Source organism: Candidatus Vondammii sp. HM_W22 (genome assembly GCF_022530855.2).
GTDB lineage: Bacteria > Pseudomonadota > Gammaproteobacteria > Chromatiales > Chromatiaceae > Vondammii.
This window is the reverse complement of record NZ_CP099567.1, coordinates 3,124,318-3,141,324: the sequence shown is the minus strand read 5'-3', so window position 1 is coordinate 3,141,324 and position 17,007 is coordinate 3,124,318. Positions and strand designations below refer to the sequence as shown.

At 52.0% G+C, this 17,007-nt stretch carries 17 protein-coding genes and 2 pseudogenes; 8 read left to right on the top strand and 11 right to left on the bottom strand.

What is annotated here, in order from left to right; translation table 11 throughout:
* Position 1: 1 nt before the first annotated feature.
* Positions 2 to 274 carry a ComEA family DNA-binding protein gene (locus tag MN084_RS17825; protein ID WP_241085521.1) on the bottom strand — a complete coding sequence of 91 codons (273 nt, stop codon included), beginning with the start codon at positions 272 to 274 and terminating at the stop codon, positions 2 to 4.
* Positions 275 to 665: 391 nt separating this feature from the next.
* Here MN084_RS17825 and MN084_RS20080 point away from each other — a divergent pair.
* Positions 666 to 776: pseudogene (locus MN084_RS20080) on the top strand (IS30 family transposase); the annotation flags it as partial.
* A 40-nt stretch (positions 777 to 816) separates the two neighbouring features.
* Here MN084_RS20080 and waaA read toward each other — a convergent pair.
* Complete coding sequence (gene waaA / locus MN084_RS17820) at positions 817 to 2,073, bottom strand: lipid IV(A) 3-deoxy-D-manno-octulosonic acid transferase (RefSeq protein ID WP_241085522.1); 1,257 nt, start codon at positions 2,071 to 2,073, stop codon at positions 817 to 819.
* Positions 2,074 to 2,422: 349 nt separating this feature from the next.
* Here waaA and MN084_RS17815 point away from each other — a divergent pair.
* Positions 2,423 to 3,156 (top strand): annotated as a pseudogene (locus tag MN084_RS17815) (IS5 family transposase).
* Between the two features lie 145 nt (positions 3,157 to 3,301).
* Here the strand turns inward: MN084_RS17815 and metA are convergent.
* From metA to MN084_RS17795, 4 genes are all read right to left on the bottom strand, one after another.
* Positions 3,302 to 4,372, bottom strand: coding sequence for a homoserine O-succinyltransferase MetA (metA, locus tag MN084_RS17810; protein ID WP_241085523.1), 1,071 nt, complete (start codon positions 4,370 to 4,372; stop codon positions 3,302 to 3,304).
* Positions 4,373 to 4,386: 14 nt separating this feature from the next.
* Positions 4,387 to 5,241 carry an ATPase gene (locus tag MN084_RS17805; RefSeq protein WP_241085524.1) on the bottom strand — a complete coding sequence of 285 codons (855 nt, stop codon included), beginning with the start codon at positions 5,239 to 5,241 and terminating at the stop codon, positions 4,387 to 4,389.
* Between the two features lie 78 nt (positions 5,242 to 5,319).
* The gene (locus MN084_RS17800; RefSeq protein WP_241085525.1) at positions 5,320 to 8,400 is read right to left on the bottom strand and encodes an efflux RND transporter permease subunit; all 3,081 of its coding nucleotides are present in this window, start codon (positions 8,398 to 8,400) and stop codon (positions 5,320 to 5,322) included.
* 51 nt (positions 8,401 to 8,451) lie between these two features.
* Entirely contained in the window at positions 8,452 to 9,477 is a 1,026-nt protein-coding gene (locus MN084_RS17795; protein ID WP_241085526.1) for an efflux RND transporter periplasmic adaptor subunit, read from the bottom strand.
* A gap of 203 nt (positions 9,478 to 9,680) precedes the next feature.
* Between MN084_RS17795 and MN084_RS17790 the strand changes: the two genes are divergently transcribed.
* Positions 9,681 to 10,877 carry a class I SAM-dependent rRNA methyltransferase gene (locus MN084_RS17790; protein WP_241085527.1) on the top strand — a complete coding sequence of 399 codons (1,197 nt, stop codon included), beginning with the start codon at positions 9,681 to 9,683 and terminating at the stop codon, positions 10,875 to 10,877.
* A gap of 81 nt (positions 10,878 to 10,958) precedes the next feature.
* On the opposite strand, the gene MN084_RS17785 is transcribed toward MN084_RS17790, so the two are convergent.
* Positions 10,959 to 11,291 (bottom strand): helix-turn-helix domain-containing protein, encoded by a 333-nt coding sequence (locus MN084_RS17785; RefSeq protein ID WP_241085528.1) that lies wholly within the window; start codon positions 11,289 to 11,291, stop codon positions 10,959 to 10,961.
* Between the two features lie 307 nt (positions 11,292 to 11,598).
* A complete protein-coding gene (locus MN084_RS17780; RefSeq protein ID WP_241085529.1) occupies positions 11,599 to 11,925 on the bottom strand; it encodes a hypothetical protein in 327 nt (108 codons plus the stop codon).
* Positions 11,926 to 11,965: 40 nt separating this feature from the next.
* Between MN084_RS17780 and lgt the strand changes: the two genes are divergently transcribed.
* The 3 genes from lgt (at position 11,966) to folA (ending at position 14,475) form a co-directional block, all read left to right on the top strand.
* A complete protein-coding gene (gene lgt / locus MN084_RS17775) occupies positions 11,966 to 12,811 on the top strand; it encodes a prolipoprotein diacylglyceryl transferase (RefSeq protein WP_241085530.1) in 846 nt (281 codons plus the stop codon).
* A gap of 3 nt (positions 12,812 to 12,814) precedes the next feature.
* A complete protein-coding gene (locus MN084_RS17770; protein WP_241085531.1) occupies positions 12,815 to 13,609 on the top strand; it encodes a thymidylate synthase in 795 nt (264 codons plus the stop codon).
* A 359-nt stretch (positions 13,610 to 13,968) separates the two neighbouring features.
* Positions 13,969 to 14,475 (top strand): type 3 dihydrofolate reductase, encoded by a 507-nt coding sequence (gene folA, locus MN084_RS17765; RefSeq protein WP_241085532.1) that lies wholly within the window; start codon positions 13,969 to 13,971, stop codon positions 14,473 to 14,475.
* A gap of 21 nt (positions 14,476 to 14,496) precedes the next feature.
* Here folA and MN084_RS17760 read toward each other — a convergent pair whose 3' ends face one another.
* From MN084_RS17760 to apaG, 3 genes are read right to left on the bottom strand one after another with little or no spacing between them, the layout of a single operon-like run.
* Positions 14,497 to 15,342, bottom strand: a complete 846-nt coding sequence (locus tag MN084_RS17760) for a symmetrical bis(5'-nucleosyl)-tetraphosphatase (protein WP_241085533.1) — start codon at positions 15,340 to 15,342, stop codon at positions 14,497 to 14,499.
* A gap of 4 nt (positions 15,343 to 15,346) precedes the next feature.
* A complete protein-coding gene (locus tag MN084_RS17755; protein ID WP_241085534.1) occupies positions 15,347 to 15,976 on the bottom strand; it encodes a DUF2238 domain-containing protein in 630 nt (209 codons plus the stop codon).
* A 16-nt stretch (positions 15,977 to 15,992) separates the two neighbouring features.
* Positions 15,993 to 16,376, bottom strand: coding sequence for a Co2+/Mg2+ efflux protein ApaG (gene apaG, locus MN084_RS17750; RefSeq protein WP_241085535.1), 384 nt, complete (start codon positions 16,374 to 16,376; stop codon positions 15,993 to 15,995).
* 122 nt (positions 16,377 to 16,498) lie between these two features.
* Between apaG and MN084_RS17745 the strand changes: the two genes are divergently transcribed.
* Positions 16,499 to 16,762 carry an ankyrin repeat domain-containing protein gene (locus MN084_RS17745; protein WP_241086081.1) on the top strand — a complete coding sequence of 88 codons (264 nt, stop codon included), beginning with the start codon at positions 16,499 to 16,501 and terminating at the stop codon, positions 16,760 to 16,762.
* On the top strand, positions 16,746 to 16,949 hold the full coding sequence (locus MN084_RS17740) for an ankyrin repeat domain-containing protein (protein ID WP_330178221.1): 204 nt from the start codon (positions 16,746 to 16,748) through the stop codon (positions 16,947 to 16,949). The genes MN084_RS17745 and MN084_RS17740 overlap by 17 nt, the downstream gene beginning before the upstream one ends.
* Positions 16,950 to 17,007: the final 58 nt, after the last annotated feature.

Below are 17,007 nucleotides of genomic sequence, written 5' to 3'. Positions count from 1 at the left end.
ACTATTCAGACTTACTGCCGACCACTATATTTTCCCTGTTGATATCCACAGTGCGATCACCAATCCCCTTCACCTGTGAGAGATCATCTGCCGATTTGAAAGGACCATTGGCCTCACGGTAGGCGACAATAGCCTGCGCCTTAGCCTCTCCCACACCCTTTAACTCAGTGGCAATAGCGGTTGCATCCGCACTGTTGATATTAACTTTACCCGCGAATGAAACCGCAGAGACCAGCAGCAAGAGGGATAAAAAGCATTGAATAGCTATTTTCATGAAAACACTCCTTGTTGATTTAATGGCATACGTCATCCAAGACGAATTAACATCCTATCACAGGTCATTAGTTTCTATAAAGTTTTTACGGAAACTGACAGACAGTAACATACGCATAACGCATCGATAACCTCACGCAGAGATTGGCAAGAGGCAGGATAGTATGGAGATGCCGACGAATTATTCTTATTCCGGCAAGAAAAGAGAGTATTTCGCTGTGAACTCTGTGTTCCTTCGTGTTCTCTGCATTCCTTACTTTAAAACGTGAATTCAATTTGTAAGTGTAACTCTGTTTGACGAATAGAGGGTAAGCTGGGGTAGCACCAAGGCATTCTCTATCCGGCAAGAAAAGAGGAGCACCATGAGATACACACAGCTCACCAAGAAGTAGATCAACCAGATAATGGACAAACTCGACAACAAACCAAGAAGGTGTCTTGGCGTGAAAACACCTAATCAGGTATTTTTAGGGATCAACCCACCTGTTGCACTTGCGAGTTGAATCCGCGAAAGCGGCCTAACAAGGATGAGTCAAACAAGTATCACAGCCTATCCTGAATTAACGCGTAAAGCCGGTTCAGCGCCCCACGATTGGCCTCCACAACACATTTTCCATTTTGACCAAAACTGGCACGTTCGCTGGCATCTCCCAGCCAGCGCGTCACGATGGCGGCGAGTCCTTCAACTCCAGCCACTTCAGCAGCCGCTTTTTCAGCCAACAGCATCCGACTGATAGCCGCAAAATTGAACATATGTGGTCCGAAAACCACCGGCACTCCAAGAGCCGCGGGCTCAAGCACATTGTGCCCGCCAACCGGCATCAGACTACCTCCGACAAACGCTACATCAGCCGCCGCCAGAAACAGCGTCAACTCACCCATAGTGTCCCCAAGAAACACCGAGGTGTTTTGGGTGCAGCCATGACCCTCTGATCGGCGTATCAGCAAAAAATCTTCTTTCCGGCAAAGAGCGGCCACCCGGTCGAATCGCTCGGGATGGCGTGGCACTAACACCAATAAAGCAGTTGGCTGATGCTTGAGTATTTGCCTGTGTGCCTGGAGAATCTGTTCATCCTCCCCTTCATGGGTACTCGCAGCTACCCAGACAGGCCTGTCTCCCCATTGCCGGCGCATCACTTCAGCCTGTTCGTGAAGGCTCGCCGGCAACCGGATATCAAACTTGATACTGCCGGTAACTCGTACCCTGTCGGAAGGCACACCCAACCCGAGGAAATGCTCTGCATCTGCCGGTGCCTGGGCGGCAACCAATCCAATATGCTCAAATATCTCTCTGGTAAAAAAATCAAAACGTGCATATCCACTTGCCGAATGCTCAGATAACCGGGCGTTGGCAAGTATCGTTGGAATGCCCTCTTTATCGCAGATTGCCAGCAGATTGGGCCACAATTCAGTCTCCATCATCACCAATAGTCGTGGTTTGGTTCGATACAAAAAACCATGAATAGCAAATGGCAGATCATAGGGAAAATATACGTGATAAACTTTGTCACCAAACAGTTTCCTGACACGATCAGAGCCCGTAGGCGTTGTTGTGGTGATCATTAGGGGAAGCTCCGGGTACTGCTCTATTAGCTGTCTCACCAGAGGCTCTGCCGCCTGAGTCTCGCCTACTGAGACGGAGTGAATCCAGAGGCTGCTTTCTATGTTAAGCGAGGGAAAACACCCAAAACGCTCAGCTATGCGCAGTCTGTATTCAGGCACCCGAATACTTCGCCAGAGGAGACGAGCAAGTACCAGTGGCAGGCTAAGGTAGAGCAGTAGGGTGTAGAGGCGCTGCATCAGTTACTCTTGAGTACGAGACAGTCTCCGTTTAGAGTGGGTTCGTAGTATAGCGAAAAACAGCAATGTTGACCCGCCTCGGCTGCACAGCATGAAGACCAGTTAAAATAAGTGGACTTACCAGCTACGCAGAACCAACAACTCACCCCTTCCGCCAACCTAGGCTACATCTATTAGAATAGATGTAGCCTAGGTTGATCGATGCTTTGGCTTGCATTGTTGCCGTAAAATCGTATTGGGATTGTCCTATATAGTATCGTCATGAGTTTAAATAAGCTGTACTAAGATCCAACTTAACAACTAAAAACCAATAATATAATGACAACACCAGCACACAAAAGACACGGCAATACATAGTGAACTACTACCATCATACCTTACAGGGCAAAAAGGGATGCATGGTGGCATAGCTAAAGATAACCGTCTGTTTCTCAATGCGGTATTCTGGCATTTTACGCACAGGCGCGCCGTGGCACGACTTACCATCTGATCATGGTGATTGGAAGAACACCCATCGGCGTTTTTGTCGTTGGCGTGATAAAGGCATATGGGGGGATTTATTGTCCCAGATAATTGATGAGCCGGACTTTGAATGGATTATGACTGATGGCAGTCATATCAAGGTTCAGCCACATGCGGCAGGTGTGGTAGGAGGCAATCTAAGATATGAGCCGTACAAAGGGGGCTTAACACCAAGATTCACTTGGCCGTGGATGCGCATGGTATGCCAATGATTCATTCTTACGGAAAGGTACCAGAGCTGATTGCACGCAGGCTAATACACTGATTTGATGGGTTTAGAGGCGATATCTTTTGGTTGATAATAGGGCTTACGATACACATAGAGGTATTAGAGAAGGCAAAATCACAGGATATAAGTGTTGTTATTCCATCAAAGAAGGATAGCAAAGAGCAGCGAGAATATGACAAGCATCTGTACTAAATCAGTACATTTGGTTTGAGAATGCGTTTCTACGTCTTCAACGCTGGCGTGGTATTACGATACGCTATGCGAAAAACACCCGTTCATTTGTTACCGCTGTCCGGATTAGGCGTATGGTGCTTTGGGCTATAATCTTATGACGATACTATCTAATGTTCGCACGAAAGCGGTTCTCTTTCTCTCAAAATTAGAGACCAGGAATACTTTTTAATATCTTCTGAATAACACTAAATTATAATTTTGCGATCCTGGTGTTTTTGCGAGAGTGATTGCTTCGGGTGGTTGTCAGAACGTCAACCCCAGTGGATTATCCGGATCAATTCCATCCATAAACGGCTTTTTCCGGTCGCTGTGAGTGAGCTGGTAGACAGCACCAATCCAGTTTCCGACAATCGCCTCGGCCGTGTCGTGCCAGGTGTTGTTTAGTCGGGATGCGATTAGTCTCTCCGGGAAATCGGGGGGCGTTTCGCCCTGTTCCAGCGCACTTTGCAGGCGGAACCGGTATTCATCCAGAATTGCCAGCTCCCTTGGCGCAAAGAAATTGTCCGGGAAGGGTGGGTATTCTGTTCTTTTTCCGGCAGAGTACAGCAGCACTTCCCGCTTATACTCTTTCAGCAGGCTGACGATTTCGTACTCGGGATGCCCCTGGAAATAGACCATGCGAAAACGGTCAGTGCTCACGGCGAGGTGAACACCGGCCTCTTTACTCTCTGCAAGCACGTGCAATCCTGCCTGGCTGAACTGTTCCCGCGAGATTTCGTTGAATCTTGAGTGAGGCACATCAAAGTGAGTATTGACGTCATTTACCAGGGGGTGAGACCGATCTGCCACCCAGTTGGGATAGATTCCCGAGCGCTTGAAGCCCAGAGGATTTCGTGGCTGATTGTATCTTGCCTGGAGCACGGCATGGGTGGCCAGGCAGGAGCAGAGTGTCGAGGTGACGTTTTCATAGGCCCAATTGACCACTTCGCCTAGTGGGTCCCAAAAAGGTTCGTCATGAAGGTTTGGATGGGTTGGGGCGGCACCGGTAATGATCAATGCATCCAGGCCATCGTTGCGGATCTGCTGAAACGATTCGTAATACTCTGCAATATGCTGTGAGGCCTTTTCCCCGCGTGGGAGTATATCGAGTGTAAAAGGGTGTACATAGAACTGAGCGATGGGATTGCTTTCGCCAATCAACTGAAAGAACTGCCGTTCGGTCGCTTCCAGGGCGGCATCCGGCATCATGTTCAGCAGGCCGATATGGAGCTCGCGGATGTGCTGTTTTTCGGCGCGTGCCGGTTTCAGAACGGTTTGTCCCGATTGGCGCAACCGATCGAAGGTGGGCAGGCTGTTGTGTGCTACCAGTGGCATGTGGTCAGCTCCTGTTATTCGTTTTCATTGCGTGCAATGGCTTTTTCCAGCAGCTTTATGAAATCCGCTTCATCTTTCACTGCGCTGACCTCGTTGGAGGTGACGGTGTAACCTTGTGGAGCCGCAATGGCTTCATAACAGGGTATTCGTGAACGGAATAGCCGTGGGAAGATCCAGCGGGTGAATTCAGTGGGATCCATCTCAGCGGCGTATTCCAGCTGCTGCTCCCGGAGATACTCAGTGAGCTGTTCCTGAAGGAAACCGGGTCGGAAATAGAGTGGTTTCGGATTACTCTGGGCACGCTTTATCAGCCTCTCCTCTTCGGCATGATCGCTTGCCTGTATGTAGAGAATGAGGCTGTGTTTCGCCAGCAGATCAATGATTTCCGGGGCTTCTATATCGCACAGGCTGCCACCTACATCATTGACAAAATGACGATAGCCATAGATATGATGTGCCTTGTGGATGAATACCGGCACATCCATCATGGCCAGGACCTCTGCCTGGCGATAGAGTGCCTGGCGGCGCTGGAACTCTCCCAGGGGTATTCCCCCCAACTCAGGATTGCCGAGCTTTCCGACAAAGCTCATAACCGGACCCAGGTCATCCACCTTGATGTTGTTGCGAATATAGATCCAATCCTTGAGCAGCAGCTCCTGAATTAAGGGGACTTGCATCGCCTGTTGTTTGATCAGGTCAAGGATCTCTTCATCCAGATAGCGGGTACCTATGCGGTAGTCGCCAGAGTAGTGGAACCAGTTATCTTTGCGCAGCAGGGAGGCAAGATGGGTTTTCCCCACGCCAGACATGCCCAGCAGAGTGATACTTTTGTTGTTCCAGGCTCTGAATTCTTCCAAGCTCAGTTTCACGATATTGGCCTACTTGTCCCTTGGTGTTGTTTTTAAAAGCTTGATTATAACGATGATCTTGGAAAATGCAGTGGGTGATCAGTTTTTAGTTCGTGCCGCCCAACGTGATCCCATAAAAATACGGTAGAGCAGCGGGACGACGAACAGGGTGAGAATGGTGGAGACCATCAGACCCCAGACAATGGCTGTTGCCACCGGTCCCCACATCAGCGAAGCGCCACCCAGACCGGTGGCCAAGGAGAAGAGTCCGGCGATGGTGGTCAGCGAGGTGATTAATATGGGGATCAACCGCCGTCTGGCGGCGTAAAGTGTGGCATGGAGTACGCTCATTCCCTGGTTTAGCCGTTCGTTGGCTGCGGTAATCAGAACAATGGCGGCATTGACGGCGATGCCCGCAAGAGCGACTACGCCGTAGATGGTGAACAGGCTCAAAGGGTTATCGGTGATCATCAGGCCGGCCACGACGCCGGTAAAGGCCATAGGAACGGTAGCCAGGATCATCAATGGCTGAAAGTAGCTTTTGAATTGGGTGCCGAGAATCAGATACATCAGCCCGACGCCAAACAGGAACAGTATCTGGATAGCGTCGATACTCTCCTGGATATCATCTAGTTCACCGGAAAAGTCCAGATCGATACTCGGGTAGCGGTGGTTAATTTTATCCCACTGCTCCAGTATCAGGTTGTTTGCAGTGACCGTGTCCGTCAGCTTCTTGTCCAGGTCTGCCTCGACCGTGATGGTGCGGCGAAAGTTGTAGTGACGGATATTACCGAGGCTAGGGCGTGATTCCGTCTCTATCAGCTCATTCAGGGCAATGCGGCCACCATCCGGCAGCGGCAGAGTGTAATTGCCCGGCTGTGTAATGCTGTGGAGGATCTGCGGTCTGGCCTGCACCCTTACTTCAAGTTCCTCTCCTCGATCTTGCATCTTTGCGACAATTTCGCCGTCAATCAGTAGCCGCAGGGTGCGGGTTACCTCTATCGGACTGATGCCGGCCCGGCGGGCGGCATCCTGGTTTACCCGGGTGACCAGCTCCATCTGGCCCTGGCTGTCATCGTCTGTGATATCGCGAACAGCCGGATTGCTTTTCAAAAAGCTTTTCAACTCTGCCGCTGCAAGGCGGATGGTGGCGGTATCGTCCCCACGCACTTTAATGATGATCGGCTTGGTGGTGGGCGGCCCGCCGGCAAGGCGTAGAAAAAAGATCTTATTGGGTCCCGGTGTCGCGGTGATCTCCTGGCGCATCGACTCGATCATTTCATCCACTCCGCGCAACCCGTCGCTCTTGGAGTTGAGTGCTACCAGAATCTGTCCGTAGTGATCGCCAAAAAAGGGTGCCGTTTCAGTGAACAACTGCCCGGCGTAGCTGATGATGTTGCGCACCTCTCCCTGGCGGACCTGGCTGCGCACTTTCTGCTCCACCTCCAGTACTTTCTCCAGGGTTATATTCAGTGGAGTCCCCGCCGGCATCTCCAGGCTGACGTAGAAAAGCCGGATGGGATCGGTGGCGAAAAAGTCAATTTTTACTTTACCGGCAAGGGTTGCGGCAAGAGCGGTAGCAAACATCATGATGGTGCAGAATAGGATCAGCTTTGGCCAGCGCATCGCCCTGACCAGCAGTTTGGTATACTTTACGCGTATCCAGTGCAGGGCATTGATGCGGGTTTTCTGGAGCCGGGAGGGGTGGTCGAAATTGATGCTGGCGCCCATCATGTGGGCGGGCAGCATCCAGAAGGCTTCGACCAGACTGATGGCCAGGGCGATGGTGACCACCAGGGGGATCACCAGCATGTACTTGCCCAGTATGCCGGGCAACAGCATCAGCGGCAGGAAGGCGGCCATGGTGGTGAGGACTGCCGTAGTGACAGGGGCAACCACCTCTTTTAGTGATTCCATGGTGGCTGATACGACGTCTGCACCCCGTTGAAGCCGGTAATAGATGGACTCCACCACCACAACGGCATCGTCCACCAGCATGCCGAGACTGATGACCACCCCCAACAGGACACTGACATTCAATGTCTGGTCCAGACTGCGCAGACACCAGAAGGTGCCTGCGAGAATGAAGGGGATGCCGATGGTGGTGAGCAGGGCAATGCGACTGCCAAGGAACAGCCAGGTGACCAGCAGTACCATCAACAGTCCCAACAGGGCGTTGGTCTGCATGATGTTGAGAGCGTTCAGGGTAATTTCAGCCTGGTCATCAACCAGTACCAGCTCAACGCCTGTCAGCTCCTTGAAGCGATTGCGCTCGGCGGCATAATCGGCAACCCGTTTTACCAGCTCCAGAGTATTGGCGCTCTCTTTCTTGGTGACCGCCAGCATCACGGCAGGCCTGCCGTTGTAACGCACTGCCTGGGCTGCCTTTCCTCTGGCGCGCACCACCTCTGCCAGATTGCCCAGGGGGATCTCTCCTTCTGCGCCGGTTATCGGCAGAGCGGCGAGTGGCTCGGGATCGCTCTCCTGGCCAATAATCCGTATCAGCCAATTCTGGTCATTGATCCGGGCATTGCCTGCGGCCAGATCCCGAAAATTACTGATTACTGTATCGGCCAGTTGACTGGGGCTGATGCCTGCCGCCTCCAGCTGTTCAGGCAGAAAATTGACCTGCAACTCAGGTGAGCGCAGGGCTGTTTTCAGTAGCCGGTCTACTCCCTTGATGCGTTCTACATCCTTTTTTACATTTTCCGCGTGGCGTCGAAGATTCTCATCGTCTGCTGTACCGACTACTGCCAATGTGGCGCTGGGAAATGCGTTGGCAGTGGTGATCTCAAAGACAAACGGGGTGGAGGTGTCATCCGGCAACTCATCTTCGGCGTTTTGCACTTCCCGGCGCAGATCAGCTACCCGCTTGTCGAATTTTGCAGCGGGCATATCGTCAAAGCGGACCAGAATGCTGGAGATACTCTCACGACTGACACTGGAGACAAATTTGATATCGGAGATGGTGCGGATCTTCTTTTCAAGCACCTCGGTGATTCGCTTCTCGACATCTTCTGCCGCGGCTCCCGGTAAGATCGTGGTGATATCGATCCAGTTGAAATTGATACTGGGATCCTGTTCTCTGGGCAGTAAATTGTAAGAGAGATACCCCACCATCAATACCATGGCAAAGGTAAGGTTAGCGAGGACGTGGTTCTGATAGAGTCGGGTCAGCATGTTATTCGTTACGCTACAACAGAGCCTATTGGGATTTATTGTTAACAGGTCCTAGTTAACCAGGATAGTGTCACCGTTGCTCAGGGCTTGCCGTCCATTGATAATAATTTGTGCAGAGGCGGGCAGATCCACTGCTACCGGGTGTCCCTCCAGTGCATCCGGCAGAGGCTGGAAACGGGCTTTGCCCGATTCAGCTAAAAAGAGGCCGAGCAGATCCCCCCGGCGAACCGGCAGGTCGGCTGGAAGATGGCTCTGACGGGATTGCCAGATGAGTCTGCCACTGCTACCGGGAAGGGCGCGTTTGTCGCTGAACAGTAGGCGTACTTCCCGATTGCGGCCTCTGGACTCCACTACAGGAACCATCCGCTGCAGCTGAAGTGGAAAGCTCCCCTGATTGGATACAAACTTGAATGAGGTGGTGGTATTTAAGCTGCTCACTTGATCGGTAGGGATTTGTACCGAGACTTCGAGCCGCTCACTGTCCAGTAGTCTGATGACGGGCTGGCCAGGTGTGATCCACTCTCCTTCGCTGGCAAGCCGCTCGAGGATAACCCCTTTGAAAGGCGCGGTGACTCTACAGCGCGAAACCGCCAGTTTTGACTCTTCCACCGCAGCCTGCTGGGCTTTTTGTGATGCTCTGGCGCTTTTTAGATCCGCCTCCCTCTGGTTCAGCAACTCCTCGGAGATGTTTCGGTCCTTGAGCAGGGACTGTGTGCGCTTGATCTGGCGGGTGGCAAGGGTCAGCTGTGCCTTGGCACTGATCAGGTTTGCATCGGCTTGACGAAGATGGAGGTTGTTGGTGGTACACTCCAGCTCAGTCAGTAGGGTGCCCTTATTGACTGACTCCCCCACGAGCACAGGAATCTGCAGGATGCACCCGCTGGTTTCAGCACTGATACGGCTGTCGTTGAGGCTGATGGTGGTGGCAGGTGCAGAGTATTCCGGGTAGAACAGCAGTTTAGCCACTGACAATACCGTGACATGGATTGCCTTCTGGTCAGTCAGCCCAGTACCTGTCAGTAACAGTAGGGGAATAAGGAGAAAACTCTTAATGCGCTTTGCAGTAGCCAATTTCATGGGAGGATTGTAGACCAATCGGCCTTATTGATAACTCACTTATTGCTATTAAAATCGCCTGAAATAGTATTTTTCCGCTTTCGCTAGAAAAATAGTGCCGTTTCTCGACAGACACTAACCAGCTGAAAAGTTACAATCCGTTTTTGCCAGGCTCTCAACAGCGCTGTTATTTTTTCCAACCATCTCCCAGAGGTATTCGGCTAATGAATTTTCCACCGCTTCAGTTGCAGAAAAAACAGGATCGCCGTCTGCGTGCAGGACATTGCTGGATCTACAGTAATGAGGTGAATACCCAAGTCACCCCCCTGAAAGAGATGGAGCCGGGGCAGGTGGTGGATATTGTCACCCATGAAGGGAAGTGGCTGGGCTCCGGGTATGTGAATCCGCACTCGCTGATCTGTGCCCGTATTGTCAGCCGGGATCGTGAACACCCGTTGACTCAGTCGCTGCTGGTTCATCGGTTAAAAATTGCCCTGAGTTTACGCGAGCGGCTCTATGATGCGCCCTATTACAGGCTGGTATTTGGCGAGAGCGATGGATTGCCCGGGTTGGTGTTCGACCGGTTTGGCCCTTACCTGGTCGTCCAGATTACAACGGCAGGGATGGAGAGGATGAAAGTGGAGGTTCTGGCTGCGCTGGAGAAAGTCCTTAAACCCGAAGCCGTCCTTTTCCGTAATGATACAAAGATAAGGGAGATGGAGGGGTTGGATCTTTATGTAGAGCATGGATTGGGCGCGCTGCCGGAAGAGCTGGAGCTGGAAGAGTTTGGAGTGCGTTTCAGGATACCTTCAATGGGTGGTCAGAAAACAGGATGGTTTTTTGACCAGGCGGCGAATCGGCTGCGCATGGCCAGCTATGTAGAAGGCATGCGGGTGTTGGATGTCTGCAGTTATGTGGGTGCCTGGGGTGTACAGGCCGCAGTCCGAGGGGCATCGGATGTGTTCTGCGTGGACTCCTCCAGCAGTGCTTTGGATGCTGTCGAGGCCAATGCCGCATTGAATGGGGTTGGCGAGCGCGTTGCAGGACTTCAGGGCGATGCCTTCGACGCGATGCGTGAGCTGCGTGCCGGGGGCGAACGGTTTGATGTGGTGATGGTGGATCCACCGGCTTTCATCAAGCGACGAAAGGATCTGAAAGAGGGGACGCTGGCCTATCGCCGCCTCAATCAGCTGGCGCTTCAGCTACTGACTAAAGACGGTATCCTGATCACCTCTTCCTGCTCTCATCATATGAGCAGAGACAGCCTGCTGCAGGTGGTTCAGCAAGCTGCCAGACATACTGACAGAAGCCTGCAGCTACTGGAGCAGGGTCAGCAGGGGGCTGATCACCCTGTACATCCTGCAATCCCGGAGACGGCCTATCTAAAGGCCTTTTTCCTGCGGGTATTGCCGACTTTTTAGTAGAGTCCGGAAACCCACACTGTTTTATAACAATGTCATCCCAGCCTGAGAGAGACGGCCAGCACTGTTTCCGGACGAATACTAGTTAACCAGCTTCAGGATCTCTTGCTTCAGCTGTGATCGCTGCGGTTTAGGTAGCTTCTGCCAAGCATCGGCGATTTCCATGGCCTCATCCGGCAGAGTGGCTGCCAGTTCGTCGCCGAACATCAGCCAAGCCGGATTGACATCAAGAACGGCGGCAATCCGGTCAATTTTTCTTGGCCGGAGGCTTTTCCCATTCTCAATTTTCTGGATAACAGCCTGATTAGTGCCTGCCAGCACCGCCAGCTGTTCTTGGGTCCATCTCTTTTCCTGGCGCTTGGAGCGCATGCGTTGACCTAGAGTCCCGAGGTCTTGGGGATTCTTCGTCGCCATGTGAATACCTGTTTCAATGTTCAGTAGATATTGCTTTCATCTCTATTCCGCGATGACCTTTTGTTTTGGCTGCCGTCTGTTACGTGCTTAGAAGGCGAGTCAGCTTCTGCGATCATGACTGTCTTAAAGAATACGAAAAAAAGCACCCAACCTTTAATTTGACATAGGGACGAAAGAAATGAAAGGGGAAATTTAAAGAATCCCTTTCTGCGGCCAGCGAGAACAGAATAATACTTTGGAAGCACTGTGCTTATTAGAGTTGCCTTTTGATCGTTTCGGAGTCTCTGCTATTTACTGTTCAGGACAGTCACACCCGGTACCGTCCCTTCGAATCGCCATGTATCTTCTCATGGGCCTGTATCTCTACATAGGGTGTCTCTTTTGGAATATGGACATTGGAAAGTGATCGGGTGAAGGGTTGTTCATTGACATGGGGATGGTAGAGTACCCTAGTCCCGAGGACCTCCCAAGCGTCGGCATAATGCTCCCAGCCGGTGTTGCCATGGTTTAGTGTGACATCAAAACGATAGGTGTCGGTACCGGTGAGTTGGATACGTGCATTTTTGATTTCGACCTCCCCGGCAATGGCCATGTTGCTGGTGAGTAACAGTAAAAAGCAGAAAGTTTTATTCATTTTAATGATCTCCATTGAATAGCGGATTAAGATAGCAGCCATGTTAACCTACCCCAGTATAGATCCGGTGATTCTCTCTATCGGGCCCGTGAGTATTCACTGGTATGGTGCCATGTATCTGGTCGGTTTTGTCGGTGGCTGGTGGCTGGGCCGCAGACGTGCAGCGGCACCTGACTCGGGCTGGACAGCCGAGCAGATTGACGACCTCCTTTTCTATATCGTTCTCGGTGTGGTGTTGGGCGGACGCCTGGGTTACACCCTTTTTTACGGGTTTGCCGGGCTGCTGAATGATCCTCTGAGCCTGTTTCGAATATGGGATGGAGGGATGTCTTTCCACGGTGGTCTGCTCGGTGTCCTCTTCTCCATGTGGCTGTTTGGCCGCCGCTATCAGAAGCGTTTTTTCCAACTGACAGACTTTATCGCACCGCTGATCCCTATCGGTTTGGGCGCCGGGCGTCTGGGTAATTTTGTCAATGGCGAGCTCTGGGGTGGTCCAGGCTCCGTACCCTGGGCCATGCAGGTCTCCTGTGGCCGGTTTGTCGAACTCTGCCGAGACAAGCTGCAACTGCCGCCGGGGAGTGAATTTACTCCGCCACTGCATCCCAGCCAACTTTATGAAGCGGGTCTGGAGGGTTTGGCCATGTTCCTGATCCTTTGGCTCTATTCCAGAAAGCCACGTCCCGCCATGGCGGTGTCGGGCCTGTTTCTGATCAGTTATGGGGTATTCCGGTTCCTTGTCGAGATGGTGCGGATGCCCGATGCCCATATCGGTTATCTTGCTGCTTCCAACTGGTTTACCCTGGGACAGCTGCTGACTCTGCCAATGCTGCTGGTAGGGGCATTGCTGCTCTTTCTGGCTTACAAAAACAGAACGACAATGGACTAACAGATGCGTCAATATCTCGATCTCATGCGTCATGTGCGTGATAACGGTACTCGTAAAGAGGATCGGACCGGCACGGGTACGGTCAGTGTTTTTGGTTACCAGATGCGTTTCGATCTGGCGGACGGCTTCCCGGTGGTCACCACCAAAAAGCTGCATCTTCGTTCGATCATCCATGAGTTGCTTTGGTTCCTCAAGGGAGAGACCAATATCCGCTATCTAAAGGACAACGGTGTGGCGATTTGGGATGAGTGGGCTGATGAAAATGGGGATCTGGGCCCGGTGTACGGCTACCAGTGGCGCTCATGGCCGGCGCTTGGCGAGGAGAGTATCGATCAGATTAGTCAGCTTATTGATCAGATCCGCAACAATCCCGACTCCCGGCGATTGATGGTCACGGTATGGAATCCCGCTGATGTGGAGCGAATGGCCCTGCCTCCCTGTCACTGCCTGTTTCAGTTCTATGTGATAGAGGGGCGCCTCTCCTGTCAGCTTTACCAGCGCAGTGCCGATATTTTTCTTGGGGTGCCCTTCAATATCGCTTCTTATGCCCTGCTGACTCTGATGATCGCACAAGTCACCGGGCTGGAACCCGGGGAGTTTATTCACACCTTTGGTGATGCCCATCTCTACTCCAATCATCTGGAGCAGGTGGATACTCAATTGCAGAGGGAGCCCCATCCGTTGCCGGTGATGTGCCTGAATCCGGATGTGAAATTAGTTTTTGATTTCCGTTATGACGATTTTGAGCTGCTGAATTACCAGGCTCATCCCCATATCAAGGCGCTGGTAGCCGTCTGAAAACCCACAGTATTCAGTAGGTACCTCCCGGTCTGCCATAAATGTGATCCAGTTCATTAATATTGATTGACATAGGATAGATTTCTACTATATAATATAAAAATTAAATACTAATTTAGACTGCTGTCATGAACGATATTTAAAAGTTGACTGTGCAGAGTGGCGTGAAGTTGCTGAAGTTTTTCCGACAGAGATGGAAGTGATCATGGAGATGATGATCGAATCCGAGTTCGAAATCTGTAGCTGTAGCTGGTTATAAGATCACGCTGTTGAAACACCCGCTTCAGCGGGTGTTTTGCTGTGTGGATAAAAAAGTGCATCCTCTGTGTTTCCACTTTTAAATGTTAAGATGCACCCCTATGAAGTCAAAACATCAAACTATCTCGCTGATCGCCGCCATGGCGGAAAACAGGGTTATCGGCAGAGATAATTCACTTCCCTGGTGCTTGCCCGCCGATCTCAAACATTTCAAGGTGCTGACCATTGGTAAGCCGATAGTGATGGGTCGAAAAACCTGGGAATCTCTGCCGGAAGTGTTGCCTGATCGTCACCACATCGTCATTACCGATAATGAGTCGTATCGTGCGGCGGGGTGCAGTGTGGTGCACTCGGTAGAAGGGGCATTGGCGGCGGCTGGTGATGCACCGGAGGTAATGATTGTGGGTGGTGCTGCCTTTTATCAGCAGATGCTACCCTTGGCGCAACATCTCTATCTGACGCTGGTACAAGCCGAAGTGGAGGGCGATGCCTGGTTTCCCGCCTATGACGCTGATGATTGGCGGGAGCTGGCGCGAGAGCACCATACGGCGGATGAGAAGAACCCTTATGCCTACACTTTCCTGACGTTGCAGCGGGTTAAAGAGTAGTTCCGTATTCTCTAAAGGTCGTCAGGCTGTTTTGCCGGGTTGTTTGGCGCCTGGGCATTTAACATGGCTGGGGCGAGGCGGTTTATCTTTTCTGAGTTTCAGTGCGGTCAGCTCTCCGCCCCAGAGACACCCCGTATCCAGTGCCCAGATATTTTCCTGTGCCAGATAGCCCAGAGTCGACCAATGACCAAAAATGATGCGGTCCTTACGGCTGGCTCGTTTGGGGAGGCTGAACCAGGGTGTAAGTCCGCCGCTCTGTTTACCCGGGCCACCCTTCTCCTGTAGAGCGAGCTTACCGGACCGGTCGCAGAAGCGTATTCTGGTGAAGCAGTTGGCGATGAACCGCAACCGCTCAATGCCCTTGAGTTTGTCCAACCAGAGGGAAGGTTCGTTGCCATACATATTTACGCAAAAGTGATGAAAACCATCCCCTTGCAGCACTTTCTCCAGCTCTCTGGCATGGCCCAGGGCACAGGGTACATCCCATTGAGGGGGGAGGCCGGCATGAACCATGCTGAAATTGTGTTTCTTGCTGTGGTGCATTAACGGTTGGTGCCGCAGCCAATGCAGGAGCTCATCGCGATCCTTTGCCTGGAGTATGCTGTCCAGGGTATGACCTTTGTTCTTATGTTTGATGTTCCCCTCGGAGATGGCAAGCAGGTGTAGATCGTGATTGCCGAGAACGGTGATGGCTCTTTTGCCTAATCCTTTGACGAAGCGGAGCACCTCCAGTGAGTGAGGACCCCGATTGACGAGATCACCGGCGAGCCAGAGTTTGTCTCCCGAGGGATCGAAATCGACCTGCTCCAGCAGCCGCATCAGTTCATTGTAACACCCCTGTACATCACCAATGGCATAGATGGCCATAATATTAGTGCTTACTTCCTATGATTCGGGTTAATTCTCTGTTGTGAATGTTGCTTAATATCATCAGGGATAGTACTGCCCCGATAAATGCAAGAAACATATCCCACTGGGTATCCCAAGGGTCTCCCTGGGTGCCGAGGAAAGCGGATGTTGCTTCATGGCTGAGGAGAGCCGTCCACCACTCAATCATCTCATACAGGGCCGAGAAGGCGAGGCAGATGCTGATGATGATCAGGAATAGCCACTTGCCTTTCTGCAGTGGCGAGCGCCTTAGCAGGATTTCTCTTGCCAGAATTGCCGGGATGAAACCCTGTGCCAGATGACCGATTCTGTCATAGTGGTTCCTGGATAGCTCAAAACTGTCACGCAGCCAGTTGAATAGCGGCACTTCAGCGTAGGTGTAGTAGCCCCCTATCATCAATATCATGGCGTGTAGTGCAAGCAGCCGGTAGAGTAGCAATGTCAGGGGGAACCGCCGCCGGGTTGGCACTAACAAAAGGATGCCGATCATTACCGGAGTGGTCTCCAGCAGCCAAGTGTAGCGGTCGGCCACCGGGTCGATTCCGCTGACCACCAGAAACAGGCAGACAAGCACCAGCAAAATCCCCGGTTCTTTGCTCTGGGAGCTGTCCATAGAGGATATCAACGGGTTAATGGAGTGTTTTGGGAGTGGCTAGAGAGAACGGGTGGATGGGGGCATGGAAATGATCACCGTTCTCAGAGCGCATCTGGTAGCTCCCATGCATACTGCCAACCGGTGTTTTCAGTGTGGTGCCGCTGGTGTAGCTGAACGCCTCTCCCGGGCGGATATGTGGTTGCTGGCCAATCACGCCATCGCCACGCACCTCTTGAGTCTGACCATTGGCATCGGTAATGACCCAGTGTCGGCTTAACAGTTGGGCTGTAGTTGTCCCCCGGTTATGGATCGTGATGGTGTAGGCGAACATGTAGTAGTCCTCATCCGGGCGGGACTGAGCCTCGATATAGGTGGTTTCTACCTCAACGCTGATTTCATTGTCTCTTTTTTCAGGCATTTTTTGACTACCATTGGTCTATTGCGGGCACGTTATCGGCAGTGGGCCGGAAAAGCAAGGCTTCAGTTCGCGGCGATTCGGCCGATCTACAAAACAGACCCGGAATTTAAGGATATCGTCAAATGAAATTCATGCTCTGTCTGTTGCTGTTGTTACCCGCTTCAATGCTTTGGGCTGCGGATAACAATCAATATTTACTGGTTGCCGCCGGACTTGGGCAGGAGCAGCGGGTTCAGGATCTACTGGCCCAGGGAGGTGATGCCAATGCAAAGAATGCAGCCGGACGGCCTGCTTTGGTGTTGGCTGCCTTCAACGGTAATGTACGCACTTGTGAGGGCGCTTCTTGCTGCCGGGGCCGATGTCAACGCGGTGGACGAGACGGGTAGTTCTGCGTTGATGGAGGCAGCAGCGTTCGGACATCAGGATGCCGTGGAGGCTCTGATACTGGAAGGTGCAGACGTCAATCTGAAGAATAAGGCGGGTGCCGGTGCATTGAAACGTGCCGTGCTGGGGAAGCACAAAGCGATTGAGCAATTGCTTCAGGATTCAGGTGCCACCGAGGGTGGGGATTAATAATATCGCGACAGGCTCGGATGTATTAAAATCAACCGGTTGTTGAGTCAGAAGTGTG

Coding starts and splice junctions, on each gene's coding strand:
- MN084_RS17825 (WP_241085521.1), bottom strand. CDS start 274: ATGAAAATAGCTATTCAATGCTTTTTATCCCTCTTGCTGCTGGTCTCT.
- waaA (WP_241085522.1), bottom strand. CDS start 2,073: ATGCAGCGCCTCTACACCCTACTGCTCTACCTTAGCCTGCCACTGGTA.
- metA (WP_241085523.1), bottom strand. CDS start 4,372: ATGCCACTGGTAGCACACAACAGCCTGCCCACCTTCGATCGGTTGCGC.
- MN084_RS17800 (WP_241085525.1), bottom strand. CDS start 8,400: ATGCTGACCCGACTCTATCAGAACCACGTCCTCGCTAACCTTACCTTT.
- MN084_RS17795 (WP_241085526.1), bottom strand. CDS start 9,477: ATGAAATTGGCTACTGCAAAGCGCATTAAGAGTTTTCTCCTTATTCCC.
- MN084_RS17790 (WP_241085527.1), top strand. CDS start 9,681: ATGAATTTTCCACCGCTTCAGTTGCAGAAAAAACAGGATCGCCGTCTG.
- MN084_RS17785 (WP_241085528.1), bottom strand. CDS start 11,291: ATGGCGACGAAGAATCCCCAAGACCTCGGGACTCTAGGTCAACGCATG.
- MN084_RS17780 (WP_241085529.1), bottom strand. CDS start 11,925: ATGAATAAAACTTTCTGCTTTTTACTGTTACTCACCAGCAACATGGCC.
- lgt (WP_241085530.1), top strand. CDS start 11,966: ATGTTAACCTACCCCAGTATAGATCCGGTGATTCTCTCTATCGGGCCC.
- MN084_RS17770 (WP_241085531.1), top strand. CDS start 12,815: ATGCGTCAATATCTCGATCTCATGCGTCATGTGCGTGATAACGGTACT.
- folA (WP_241085532.1), top strand. CDS start 13,969: ATGAAGTCAAAACATCAAACTATCTCGCTGATCGCCGCCATGGCGGAA.
- MN084_RS17760 (WP_241085533.1), bottom strand. CDS start 15,342: ATGGCCATCTATGCCATTGGTGATGTACAGGGGTGTTACAATGAACTG.
- MN084_RS17755 (WP_241085534.1), bottom strand. CDS start 15,976: ATGGACAGCTCCCAGAGCAAAGAACCGGGGATTTTGCTGGTGCTTGTC.
- apaG (WP_241085535.1), bottom strand. CDS start 16,376: ATGCCTGAAAAAAGAGACAATGAAATCAGCGTTGAGGTAGAAACCACC.
- MN084_RS17745 (WP_241086081.1), top strand. CDS start 16,499: ATGAAATTCATGCTCTGTCTGTTGCTGTTGTTACCCGCTTCAATGCTT.